General features: G+C 33.6%; 11 protein-coding genes. 9 read left to right on the top strand and 2 right to left on the bottom strand.

From position 1 onward, the window contains the following. Nucleotides 1–8 precede the first annotated feature (8 nt). Nucleotides 9–581 carry an NUDIX hydrolase gene (locus ACWGOQ_RS22675; protein WP_452060029.1) on the bottom strand — a complete coding sequence of 191 codons (573 nt, stop codon included), beginning with the start codon at nucleotides 579–581 and terminating at the stop codon, nucleotides 9–11. A 157-nt stretch (nucleotides 582–738) separates the two neighbouring features. Here ACWGOQ_RS22675 and ACWGOQ_RS22670 point away from each other — a divergent pair, with 157 nt between their 5' ends. From ACWGOQ_RS22670 to acs, 8 genes are all read left to right on the top strand, one after another. Beyond that, nucleotides 739–1,158 carry a transposase-like zinc-binding domain-containing protein gene (locus ACWGOQ_RS22670; protein WP_452060028.1) on the top strand — a complete coding sequence of 140 codons (420 nt, stop codon included), beginning with the start codon at nucleotides 739–741 and terminating at the stop codon, nucleotides 1,156–1,158. A 108-nt stretch (nucleotides 1,159–1,266) separates the two neighbouring features. Continuing rightward, on the top strand, nucleotides 1,267–2,499 hold the full coding sequence (locus ACWGOQ_RS22665; protein WP_452060027.1) for a hypothetical protein: 1,233 nt from the start codon (nucleotides 1,267–1,269) through the stop codon (nucleotides 2,497–2,499). A gap of 11 nt (nucleotides 2,500–2,510) precedes the next feature. Next, on the top strand, nucleotides 2,511–2,774 hold the full coding sequence (locus ACWGOQ_RS22660) for a DUF4212 domain-containing protein (RefSeq protein WP_452060026.1): 264 nt from the start codon (nucleotides 2,511–2,513) through the stop codon (nucleotides 2,772–2,774). Nucleotides 2,775–2,870: 96 nt separating this feature from the next. Continuing rightward, nucleotides 2,871–4,661 (top strand): sodium:solute symporter family protein, encoded by a 1,791-nt coding sequence (locus ACWGOQ_RS22655; RefSeq protein WP_452060025.1) that lies wholly within the window; start codon nucleotides 2,871–2,873, stop codon nucleotides 4,659–4,661. A gap of 66 nt (nucleotides 4,662–4,727) precedes the next feature. Next, on the top strand, nucleotides 4,728–4,922 hold the full coding sequence (locus tag ACWGOQ_RS22650; protein ID WP_452060024.1) for a hypothetical protein: 195 nt from the start codon (nucleotides 4,728–4,730) through the stop codon (nucleotides 4,920–4,922). Continuing rightward, entirely contained in the window at nucleotides 4,915–7,614 is a 2,700-nt protein-coding gene (locus tag ACWGOQ_RS22645; RefSeq protein ID WP_452060023.1) for an ATP-binding protein, read from the top strand. Before ACWGOQ_RS22650 ends, ACWGOQ_RS22645 begins: the two co-directional genes overlap by 8 nt. Before the next feature lie 60 nt (nucleotides 7,615–7,674). Beyond that, complete coding sequence (locus ACWGOQ_RS22640) at nucleotides 7,675–8,040, top strand: response regulator transcription factor (RefSeq protein WP_452060022.1); 366 nt, start codon at nucleotides 7,675–7,677, stop codon at nucleotides 8,038–8,040. A gap of 137 nt (nucleotides 8,041–8,177) precedes the next feature. After that, nucleotides 8,178–10,085, top strand: a complete 1,908-nt coding sequence (gene acs, locus ACWGOQ_RS22635; protein WP_452060021.1) for an acetate--CoA ligase — start codon at nucleotides 8,178–8,180, stop codon at nucleotides 10,083–10,085. Between the two features lie 54 nt (nucleotides 10,086–10,139). Here the strand turns inward: acs and ACWGOQ_RS22630 are convergent, their stop codons facing one another. Beyond that, a complete protein-coding gene (locus ACWGOQ_RS22630) occupies nucleotides 10,140–11,252 on the bottom strand; it encodes a M42 family metallopeptidase (RefSeq protein WP_452060020.1) in 1,113 nt (370 codons plus the stop codon). Between the two features lie 107 nt (nucleotides 11,253–11,359). Between ACWGOQ_RS22630 and ACWGOQ_RS22625 the strand changes: the two genes are divergently transcribed. Further along, entirely contained in the window at nucleotides 11,360–12,064 is a 705-nt protein-coding gene (locus ACWGOQ_RS22625; RefSeq protein WP_452060019.1) for a DUF4294 domain-containing protein, read from the top strand. The last annotated feature ends 210 nt before the right edge of the window (nucleotides 12,065–12,274 follow it).

The raw sequence follows: 12,274 nt of genomic DNA, 5'->3' as shown, positions 1-12,274 counted from the left end.
TTTAAAAATTAAAATCGCCGTTTGTATGCTTTTAATTTTTTCAATACAGCTCCCAAAACAAATTCGAAATATGTAGATCCGTGTGGAACATAGGCTTTTGATAATTCGGTATTCTGTATTAATTGCTTTAGTTTGGCAAGAGGCATTAGTTTGATATCAGATACTTCTTCTTTTTGTAAGGTTAATTCATCTAAAGATACTTTTAATTCAGAAATAAAAACGTGATGAAACTCGTTATCAAAAATATCTGATCGGGGTCTTTTTTTTGCCAGACAAGTTCTTATAAATTCTAAATCTTCTTGAGCTACCGAAATTCCTATTTCTTCTTGAATTTCTCTTAGTGCAGATTCTTTTGCAGATTCACCTGTTCCTATATGACCAGCTACAGAAACATCCCAGAGGTTAGGAAAAGTATCTTTGTTATTTGAGCGTTTTTGGAACAAAAGGTTTCCTTCTTTGGTATATAACCAAATATGAACGCTGCTATGGTACAGCCCCAGTTGATGAGCTTCGGATTTTAGTCGAACTTCTCGAGTAGGTTTACCATTCTTATCTAAAATATCAATTAGTTCGTCAGCCATCTTTTTAAATGAAATTATGTTAATTTCTAAAAAATTATTTTTTTATTATAAATATTGTATGAAAACCATACGTTTTTTTGGTATTTGATAGTATTTAGCATAATTGTTTGTTAAATATTTATTGCTAAATTAATATATTTATGCAAATTTAATATACATGAAAATTGAAACCTGTCCAAATTGTGGATCTAACAAATATATTAAAAGTGGAATAGTTTCTAATAGACAACGATACAAGTGTAAATCATGTAATTATTTTTTTTCAGTAAATAAAATAGGTAAAAAGATTGACGATTATTACGTGAATAAGGCACTGCAGCTATATTTAGAAGGGTTAACATACCGAGAAATCGAACGGGTTTTGGGGGTGTCCCATGTTAGTATTATGAATTGGGTGAAAAAATATAATATAAAGAGGCCTTATAATCATAATTATCACCCAACATATAAGATTCTTAGTGGATCAGAGTTATCAACCTACTTTCAGGATCCTACTAATTTATCGGGAGCAGGTTTTGTTATTACAGAGCTAGGTGATAAGTTTATGCTAATAAGATGGGAGCGTTTTAGAGATTAGATATAGTAAGTTAACATAAAAGTATAGTGCTTTTTTGTTAACTCATTCTTTTTATGAGATTAGCAGTGTGCACACGATCATTTTAATTAATCTAATCTCTAAAACTTTATGACGAAGCAATTGATATTATTGGTTGGGATTTTTCTATTTCTCTTTCAGTATTCATATTCACAAGGATCTCCAGACTATACTGGTGGATTAAAAGTGAAACTTAATGAAGATGGGTCCAAATATTTCAGAGTAATATCTTGGGCTCAATTCTGGGCTCAATATGACGATGATGTCCCAGATGATGTAAGTAATACTAATTTCAGTATTAGACGTGCACGGATACTTATGTATTCGCAGATAAATAAAGATTTTTTAATTCTTACGCATTTTGGACTTAATAGTTTAAATGCAAATAATCAAAGTCCCACCGGACTTGGAGAAAGTTCTCAATTATTCTTCCACGGAGTGTGGGTACAGTATAGTTTGGGAACAAACCATGCGATAGGAGCTGGGTTGCACTATTGGAATGGTATTTCTAGATTAAATAATCAAAGTACTTTAAACATAATGACCTTAGATAATAATAGACAATCTTGGGCAACTATTGGGCTGTCTGATCAATTTGCTCGCCATATTGGAATTTATGCTAAAGGATCTTTTGGTAATTTTTCATATCAGGTATCTGTCAATGAATCCATAACCAACAATCTTCAGGAAGCGATAGATCCAGTAGCAAATGGTTCGGCAGTTTATGCAGGACGCAGATTATTAGGTTCTAAAGATGCAGGTAAAAACTTTGCTGGATATTTTGAATATAATTTTATGGATAAAGAATCAAACTTCTTACCTTACAAGGTAGGAACATACTTAGGTGGTAAGAAAGTGTTTAATGTTGGTGCAGGGTTCTTCTATCACCCAGACGGCAGTGTACTTGCTAACGATGATGGAACACTAGAAGGAGAGGATGTAGCTATACTAGCAGTAGATGCTTTTTATGATGCACCGGTAGGAAATAATGGCTCTGCAATTACAGCATATGCAACCTATCAAAATAATGATTATGGGAACGATTTTACGTTAGGACAAACCTACGAAACAGGGTCCATGTTCTATAGCCATGTTGGTTATGTGATTCCTAATGCTGATAAAAAAATAAAATTTCAACCATACGCATTATTCAAAAGCAGATCAATAGATGCTATTGATGATAATGCTACAAGTTTTGGAATAGGAGCAAATGCATATATCAGCGGACACAATTCTAAGTTAACACTGGAGTATCAAAACACAAAGTATGGTGATAATAGTGCTCAAGGATTAGTAACATTACAAGCGATGATTTATTTATAAAATCTAACATTATGACAGAAAAAAGGAAAAAAGCAAAAGCGTACTGGAAGGAAAATGTGAAATATCTTTTTATACTTCTTGCTATATGGTTTTCAGTATCATATGGAGCAGGTATTTTGCTCAAAGACGCTTTAAATAATGTTCGGCTTGGAGGTTTCAGGCTAGGTTTTTGGTTTGCTCAACAAGGTTCAATTTATGTGTTTGTAATCTTAATATTTGTATATGTTCGGTTAATGAATAAGTTGGATAAGAAGTACGGATATGATAAAGATTAGGGTTTAGTAAAGATGCTAAAAAAGCTTATCGTTGACCTTAGTATTTAAGTACTAAAGGTAAAATAAAATAAAAATAACAATTTAAGATATAAAATTATGAGTGTTCAATTATGGACTTATATTATCGTAGGAATTACGTTTGCACTATATATCGGTATTGCGATTTGGTCAAGAGCTGGATCTACTAAGGAGTTTTATGTTGCTGGAGGCGGAGTTTCGCCATTAGCTAACGGGATGGCCACTGCTGCAGATTGGATGAGTGCCGCTTCGTTTATATCCATGGCAGGAATTATTGCTTTTGCAGGATATGATGGAGCAGTTTATTTAATGGGATGGACAGGTGGTTATGTGCTGTTGGCTTTATTGTTGGCACCATATCTTCGGAAATTTGGAAAGTTTACAGTTCCAGATTTCATCGGAGATCGATATTATTCTAAAACAGCCAGATCAGTGGCAGTGTTCTGTGCACTATTAGTATCTTTTACTTATGTAGCAGGACAGATGCGAGGTGTGGGAATTGTATTTTCTCGTTTTTTGGAAGTTGAGATCAATACCGGAGTAATTATCGGGATGATTATAGTTCTTTTTTACGCAGTATTAGGAGGAATGAAAGGGATCACATATACACAAGTGGCACAATATTGTGTGTTAATTTTCGCTTTTATGGTTCCTGCAATTTTTATCTCTATCCAGATGACAGGGAACCCGATTCCTCAATTAGGTTTTGGAAGTACGGTAACTGACGGATCAGAAATGTATTTATTGGATAAATTAGATGGACTTAGTACTGAACTTGGTTTTGCGGCGTATACTGATGGTTCTAAGTCTTTATTAGATGTTTTTGCAATCACATTAGCTTTAATGGTTGGTACAGCTGGCTTACCGCACGTGATTGTTCGGTTTTTTACAGTAAAACGAGTTAAAGATGCTCGTAAATCAGCAGGGTATGCACTTCTTTTGATTGCAATTTTATATACCACTGCACCTGCAGTTGCTGTGTTTGCAAAAACCAATTTGATAGAATCTGTTCAGAATAAGAAGTATGAAGAACTTCCAGCTTGGTTCAAAAACTGGGAGGATACCGGACTGTTAGGATGGGTTGATAAGAACAAAGATGGTCAAGTACAGTATTCTAATGGTCATGCAGTAGAAGGGAATAAGAATAAACCAGTGTTTGATGGTAAAAATCGAGGTGAAAGAGGAGAGCGGTTAATTACAAATGTAAATGCCGCTACAAAAAATGAACTTTTTGTAGATAGAGATATTATGGTCCTAGCAAATCCCGAGATTGCAAATCTGCCGAACTGGGTAATTGCTTTGGTTGCTGCAGGAGGATTGGCTGCAGCGCTATCTACAGCAGCTGGTTTATTGCTTGTGATTTCTTCTTCAGTGTCTCACGATTTAATAAAGAAAATGATTAAACCAGATATTTCTGAAAAAGGAGAGTTAATTGCTGCACGCCTTTCTGCAGTAGCAGCGGTATGCGTAGCTGGATATTTTGGTATTAATCCACCAGGATTCGTAGCTGCGGTAGTAGCTTTGGCCTTTGGTTTGGCAGCGGCATCCTTTTTTCCAGCAATTGTATTGGGTATTTTTTATAAGAGAATGAATAAAGAAGGTGCAATCGCTGGAATGGTAGTAGGTATTTTATGTATGTTATTATATATGATAAAATATAAGTTAGGATGGTTCGACGAAAAACTACCTTCTTCGAGCGAATGGTGGTTTGGAATTTCGCCAGAAGGTTTTGGCGCTGTAGCGATGGTAATTAATTTTTTAGTTTCTATAGTAGTATGTAAGTTCACTGCGGCACCACCTGAGGAAGTTCAGGAAATTGTAGAAAATATTAGAATACCGAGTGGAGCAGGAGAAGCCGTTAATCATTAATAAAAGAGATAAAAACCTATGTGATATTTAAAATTCGCATAGGTTTTAAAAGTATAATCGAATTACATGAAAAAACGACATGAACAAAAGTTGATCATACTATCATTAGTGTTGCTATTACTGTTTAATATTCCACTGATTTTAATTTTCAACTATTCCGGAAGTGTATATGGTTTTCCAGTGATGTTTTTTTCTATTTTTTTGATCTGGGCTATTGGTGTTTTAATAGCTGCAATTATTTTAATGAAGTACTATGAATAATTATGTTTTAATATTCATAATTATAGTATACCTAGCACTTTTGTTTGGGATAGCTCTATGGGCAGAAAAAAAAGCAAAAAGTAGTTGGGTTAATAATGCATATGTGTATACCTTGTCACTTGCGGTTTACTGTTCTGCCTGGACATATTATGGTAGTGTGGGAATTGCAGCTACTTCAGGTATTAGCTTTTTGACTACCTACCTGGGTCCAGTGATTGCATTTCCATTATGGATTATTGTCTTAAAAAAAATAATAAGAATATCTAAAGAGCAAAAGGTATCAAGTATAGCTGATTTTATTTCTTTACGCTATGGTAATAATCGTTTTTTGGGAGCATTGGTGACAGTAATTTGCGTGATAAGTATTGTACCATATATTTCATTACAATTAAAAGCGGTTTCCGAAACATTTGCGATTATTTCTAAAGATACCAGTCTTTCCTCAGCTTCAATTTTTCAGGATGCTACTTTTTACGTAGCTTTATTATTAGCTATTTTTGCAGCCTTTTTTGGAACTCAACTTACGGATGCTACCAGAAGACGACAAGGAATTGTATTTTCTGTTGCGGTAGAATCAGTCTTAAAATTAGTTTTCTTTTTAACCATTGGTATTTATGTAACTTTTTTTTTATTTGATGGGACTACAGATATTTATAATAAAATTTCTTTAGTAGAAAATTTCGAATCGCTTACTACACTTAATGGTTTAGAAGCTGGGATTAATTGGTATTTTATGATCGCTTTATCATTTTTTGCTATATTTCTATTACCTAGACAGTTTCAGGTTTCAGTTATAGAGAATACTTCAGAAAAACATCTGAAGAAGGCGATCTGGTTGTTTCCATTATACCTTTTGTTATTTAATATATTTGTGATATTTGTAGCTTGGGGAGGAAAATTAAGTCTTAGTGAACATCTTAACCCAGACTACTACACATTGTTATTGCCATTACAGAATGACAATATTTTTCTAGCTACTTTAGTTTTTTTAGGAGGTTTTTCTGCGGTAATTTCCATGGTAGTAGTTTCTACATTGGCGTTGTCAGTGATGTTAAGCAATAATCTCATTATTCCTTATGGTTTTCTCGATAAGTTTAGTAGAAGTCACCCAGAACGAAATGCTTATTATATTAAAAATATCAGAAGAATTGCAATTTTTACATTGATCGTGGGAGCCTATTTATTTTACATTAATTTTAATGTACAATTATCTTTGTTTTCTATCGGACAAATTTCTTTTGTAGTTATATCACAATTAGCACCATCATTTTTTATTGGATTGTTTTGGAACAGGGGCTCAGCAATCGCAGCTAAAGCCTCTATAATTAGTGGAACGTTGATCACAGTATATACATTAATACTGCCTTTTGTGATGGATATCATATTGGGTGATACTGGTTTTATTATGAATGGTGCTTTTGGAGTAGAATTGTTAAAGCCCTATGAATTATTAGGGGTAGATTTTATGACACCAGTTACTCATGCATTCTTTTGGAGTTTGTTTTTTAATACATTGGTGTACCTATCGGTTTCTCTTTCTAAAAAAGGAAATTATAGAGAACGTAATTATGCCGAAATGTTTGTAAATAACAGTTATAATTCTCTTCAGGAAAATGCGTATGTATGGAAAGGAGAAGCGTATGTTTCGGATATTAGAAACTTATTAACCAAATTTCTAGGTGCCAATAGAACCGAAAGAGCTTTAAATCTATTTTATAAAAAGCATGGTTTGTCTATTGTTGAAGAGAAAGCAGATGCTCGATTAATTAATTTTTCAGAAAAACTTTTGACTGGAAGTATTGGAGGAGCTTCTTCTCGAATCTTAATTGCAAGTGTTGTAAAAGAGCAACCTGTTACTTTGGTAGAAGTCTTAGAAATTTTAGAAGAAAGTAAAAAAACGATTTCTACAAATAAATTTTTAAAGCAAAGATCGAATGAACTGATTCAGCTTACAGAAGAGCTAAAACAAGCAAATGAAGAATTAAAACTTCAGGATAGAATGAAGGATGAGTTTTTGGATACAGTAGCACACGAACTCAAAACTCCCATCACATCTATAAAAGCAGCTTCAGAAGTTCTGTTAGATGACGCTGATGATATGCCAAATGAATTAAAAATTCAGTTCTTAGGGACTATTCTAATGGATGCAAATAGACTCTCTCGATTAATATATAACATACTTGATTTAGAGAAACTGTCTTCGGGTAGAGAAAATTTCGATAAAAAGAATAATAATCTGGTTTCTACTTTAAAACAAATAATTACTGGGGTATCTACTATTACAAAACAGAGAGGAATAAAAATTATTACTTCTGAATTACCTGATAAAATTCTCGTATTTTATGATGAAGATAGGATGCAACAGGTCATTACGAACGTTTTATCTAATGCGATTAAGTTCGTAGAGGATAAAAATGGATTGATAACGATTACACTTTCTGAAGTTGATAGTTTTATTAGAATAATTATACAAGATAATGGGAAAGGGATATCAGAAGAAGATAGAAAATATATTTTTGATAAGTTTTACCAGTCAAATAATCAGAATATTAAGAAGCCTATAGGTAGTGGCTTAGGGCTGGCTATTTGTAAGCAAATCATGGAAGGACATCTTGGCAAAATATGGATTGATGATTCTTTTAGTAAAGGCGCTAGGTTTGTTATAGACTTACCCAAAAACGTAACAGGCTAATTTTTTAATATGTAATAAAAAGAAATTTTATCTTACCAAAAGATAGAAAACTTACAACAAATGCAAAAAAAAATATTAATAGTTGATGATGAACCGAATATAGTAATGTCATTAGAATATACTTTTAAAAAACTAAATTTTGAAGTCTTTATAGCTAGAGATGGTTGTGAAGCAATTCAGATTTTAGAAACACAGATACCTGATGTAGTATTATTGGATATAATGATGCCTAATGTAGACGGATATCAAACTATTCAGTATATCAGAAAAAACCCAAAAACGGAGAATATCAAAGTAGTATTCTTAAGTGCTAAGAACAAAGCTGCAGATATAGAAAAAGGACTAGAAATGGGAGCGGATAGGTATTTGTTAAAACCATTTTCTGTTAAAAAAGTGGTAGCAGAAATAAAAACCTTAATTGAATAGAGTGAGATAGCATTAGATTTTGAAATATATAATTAAAGGTTTTTTAGCTACAATAGCGTGTCGTTTGACTAAATAATTTTGAAAGGTAAAATGAATATTAAGAAATTGAATATTTAAAAATTATAAAACCAACTACAATGAGTAATTATCACATAAAACATCTTGAAGAGTATTTTCAGGTTTATAGAAAATCTATCCGTAACCCTGAGACTTTTTGGGGAGAAGTTGCAGAAGAGCACTTCTTGTGGAGAAAAAAATGGGACAAAGTGTTAGATTGGGATTTCTCCAAACCAGAAGTGAAATGGTTTGAAGGAGCCAAACTAAATATTACGGAAAATTGTATCGACAGACATTTATATGTAAGAGGCGATAAAACCGCTATTTTATTTGAACCTAATGACCCTAAGGAAGCTGCAGAGCATATTAGCTATAAAGAGCTTCATAAGCGAGTTTGTCAATTTGCTAATGTTCTCAAGAGCAAAGGAATCAAAAAAGGAGATCGGGTTTGTATTTACCTTCCAATGATTCCAGAATTGGCTATTTCGGTTTTAGCCTGTGCAAGAATAGGAGCGATTCATTCAGTAGTTTTTGCAGGATTCTCTGCCACAGCATTAGCTACTAGAATTAATGACTGCAGTGCAAAAATGGTAGTCACCTCTGATGGGTCATATCGTGGATCTAAAACAATAGATCTTAAAGGAATAGTGAACGATGCTCTGGAAACCTGCCCTGGTATTGAATCGGTGTTGGTGGCAAAAAGAATAAAATCTGATATACAGATGGAGCCTGATCGAGATGAATGGTTACAACCATTATTGGATCAAGCAGATATTGATTGCGCTCCTGAGATTATGGATGCAGAAGACCCTTTATTTATACTCTATACATCAGGATCAACAGGAAAGCCAAAAGGGATGATGCATACTACTGGAGGCTACATGGTATACACAGCTTATAGTTTTAAAAATGTTTTTCAATATAGAGAAGATGATATTTACTGGTGTACAGCTGATATTGGTTGGATTACGGGGCATTCATATATTGTATACGGGCCATTAGCTAATGGAGCAACAACAGTTATGTTTGAAGGTGTTCCATCTTATCCTGATTTTGGAAGATTTTGGGATATTGTTCAAAAACATAAAATTACTCAGTTTTATACAGCTCCAACAGCAATTAGGGCTTTGGCAAAGGAAAATTTAGATTATGTTACTGAACATGATCTGTCAAGTTTAAAAGTATTAGGAACGGTTGGAGAACCAATTAATGAAGAAGCCTGGCATTGGTATAATGATCATGTTGGAGAAAAAAAATGTCCTATTGTTGATACTTGGTGGCAAACAGAAACAGGAGGGATCTTAATTTCTCCAATACCATTTTCCACACCAACTAAACCAACATATGCTACATTGCCAATGCCAGGAGTGCAACCAGCACTCATGGATGAAAATGGGAACGAAATTAAAGGGAATCAGGTGGAAGGTCGATTATGTATTAAATTTCCTTGGCCATCTATTGCAAGAACCATTTGGGGCGATCATAAAAGATATCGAGAAACTTATTTTTCTGCATTTAAAAACAAGTATTTTACCGGTGATGGTGCGCTTAGAGATGAAGTTGGATATTATAGAATAACCGGTAGAGTAGATGATGTAATCATTGTTTCCGGTCATAACCTAGGAACTGCACCAATCGAAGATGCGATTAATGAGCACCCAGCAGTTGCAGAATCAGCTATTGTTGGTTTTCCTCACGATATAAAAGGAAATGCTTTATATGGGTTTGTGATTCTCAAAGAAGTAGGAGAGTCCAGAGATCGAGATAATTTAAGCCGAGAAGTTAATCAACAGATCACAGAACGGATTGGCCCGATAGCAAAACTGGATAAAATTCAGTTTGTTCCAGGGTTACCTAAAACAAGAAGTGGTAAGATTATGAGGCGTATTTTAAGAAAGATTGCTTCTAAAGACACTTCTAATCTTGGCGATACCAGCACGTTACTGAATCCGGAGGTAGTGCAAGAAATTATGGACAATGCCTTGTGAAAACACGACTAAACAAAAAACCTCGCAATTGCGAGGTTTTTTGTTTAGTTAGTATTACTTTTTTGTCTTTGATTTTGGCTCTGCAAAATAACTAAAAGTTTCACCAGATTTAACAGAAAGTAAACTTTCATAAATTAAATTGATTACATTTTCTACATCATCTTTATGAACCATCTCTACAGTAGTATGCATATAACGAAGTGGTAAAGAAATTAATGCAGAAGCGACGCCACCATTGCTATAGGCAAAAGCATCGGTGTCAGTACCTGTCATTCTACTGGACGCCATTCGTTGAAAAGGTATTTTTTTCTTTTCTGCAGTATTGATTAAAAGTTCTCTAAGTCTATTCTGAACAGCTGGAGCATAAGAAATCACTGGACCTTCACCAATTTTTGTTTCACCTTGAGTTTTCTTTTCTATCATTGGTGTGGTTGTATCGTGGCAGACATCCGTGACAATAGCTAGGTCGGGCTTGATAGTATGTGTAATCATTTCGGCACCTCTAAGTCCTATTTCTTCTTGTACTGAATTAGTAATATATAATCCAAAATCGAGCTTCTTTTTGTTGTCCTTTAATAACCGAGCAACTTCAGCAATCATAAAACCACCCATTCTATTATCTAAAGCACGGCAAACAAACTTATCCTTATTTAGGATAAAAAACTCATCGGGATATGTAATCACACACCCTACATGAACTCCAAGTTTTAAAACTTCCTCTTTAGTATCACATCCAACATCAATACAGATATTGTCTGGTTTTGGAGCCTCTTCCTTAGACTTATCTCTTGTATGGATAGCAGGCCATCCAAACACACCTTTAACAACACCTTTTTTTGTGTGGATATTCACTCGTTTAGAGGTGGCGATTTGATGATCACTTCCTCCATTTCTTATAACATAAATAAGACCGTTGTCAGTGATGTAGTTAACATACCAAGAAATTTCATCAGCGTGCCCCTCAATAACTACTTTATATTGCGCTTCAGGGTTGATAACACCTACAGCTGTTCCGTAAGTATCAGTAATGAATTCATCAACATAAGGACTAAGGTAGTCCATCCATATTTTTTGTCCTTCCCATTCATAACCGGTAGGAGCTGCGTTATTTAAATATTTCTCTAGAAAAGATAGAGACTTCTTATTTAATATGCTTTTTTTAGCCATGTATATTATTTTGTTTTGTACGAAGTTAATAATATTCACAAAGATTTTGCAGTTAACAAAGGGTTTATTATTAATTTTGGAATGATTTTAGAAGAAGATTACCTACTATGCAGAAACATTTGCTATACATATCAGTAGTATTATTTCATTATACTGTTTTTTGTCAGGAAGAGGTTGACTCTACAAAAATAGATACAACGGGATACGTACAATATTATATTATAGAAGGAGACACTATTCCACACGAGGCAATCGATCTTGATGAAGTTGTTATATTAGGTAAACTCAATTTCAAAGATAGATTAGCTAGAAGAAAGTATCTTATTTTACGGCGTAAAACTAGAAAAGTATATCCTTATGCAAAATTAGCTTCAGACAGGTTAATCGAATTGAATAAAAGACTAACGGATATTAAAACGAAAAGAGCTCGCAAAAAATATATAAAAATACTTCAGAGATATATGGAAGAGGAGTTTACGTCTGAGTTAAAAAAAATGACCCGTACTGAAGGTCAGATTTTAGTAAAGTTGATACATCGGCAAACTGGGCAAACAATGTTTGATTTGGTAAAAGAATATAGAAGCGGATGGAAGGCATTTTGGTATAATAGCACAGCTAAACTTTTTAGTATTTCTTTAAAAGAGGAATATGATCCCATAAATGTTGAAGAAGATTATTGGATTGAAGATATATTGCAAAGAAGTTTTCAGTCTAACATTTTAGAGGAGCAAAAAACTGCCCTCGATTTTAGTTTCTATGAACTAAGAAACAAATGGACAGATACTATCAAAAGTACCGCAACAAAAGATTAATTATTTAGTGGTTTTATCACTTTATAATTCATTTTCTTACTTTTTTTTATGCTCTATTTTGATTAATTTTAGTATCTTGACCTTCCAACTTTTTAAAAATCAGCAGAGTTATATATCCATCTAAAAAACTTTCTTATTTTTTTATTGTTGATTAGAAAAAGGGTTGTATGTTTGCACCCGCAAAACGGGATAATGTTTTGTTAGTTCTTT

The organism is Aquimarina ulvae (assembly GCF_053613295.3).
This window is presented reverse-complemented; position numbering and strand designations above follow the sequence as displayed.

Bases quoted from the DNA above. Each gene is read 5' to 3' on its own strand.
- ACWGOQ_RS22675 (WP_452060029.1), bottom strand. From the start codon at position 581: ATGGCTGACGAACTAATTGATATTTTAGATAAGAATGGTAAACCTACT.
- ACWGOQ_RS22670 (WP_452060028.1), top strand. From the start codon at position 739: ATGAAAATTGAAACCTGTCCAAATTGTGGATCTAACAAATATATTAAA.
- ACWGOQ_RS22665 (WP_452060027.1), top strand. From the start codon at position 1,267: ATGACGAAGCAATTGATATTATTGGTTGGGATTTTTCTATTTCTCTTT.
- ACWGOQ_RS22660 (WP_452060026.1), top strand. From the start codon at position 2,511: ATGACAGAAAAAAGGAAAAAAGCAAAAGCGTACTGGAAGGAAAATGTG.
- ACWGOQ_RS22655 (WP_452060025.1), top strand. From the start codon at position 2,871: ATGAGTGTTCAATTATGGACTTATATTATCGTAGGAATTACGTTTGCA.
- ACWGOQ_RS22650 (WP_452060024.1), top strand. From the start codon at position 4,728: ATGAAAAAACGACATGAACAAAAGTTGATCATACTATCATTAGTGTTG.
- ACWGOQ_RS22645 (WP_452060023.1), top strand. From the start codon at position 4,915: ATGAATAATTATGTTTTAATATTCATAATTATAGTATACCTAGCACTT.
- ACWGOQ_RS22640 (WP_452060022.1), top strand. From the start codon at position 7,675: ATGCAAAAAAAAATATTAATAGTTGATGATGAACCGAATATAGTAATG.
- acs (WP_452060021.1), top strand. From the start codon at position 8,178: ATGAGTAATTATCACATAAAACATCTTGAAGAGTATTTTCAGGTTTAT.
- ACWGOQ_RS22630 (WP_452060020.1), bottom strand. From the start codon at position 11,252: ATGGCTAAAAAAAGCATATTAAATAAGAAGTCTCTATCTTTTCTAGAG.
- ACWGOQ_RS22625 (WP_452060019.1), top strand. From the start codon at position 11,360: ATGCAGAAACATTTGCTATACATATCAGTAGTATTATTTCATTATACT.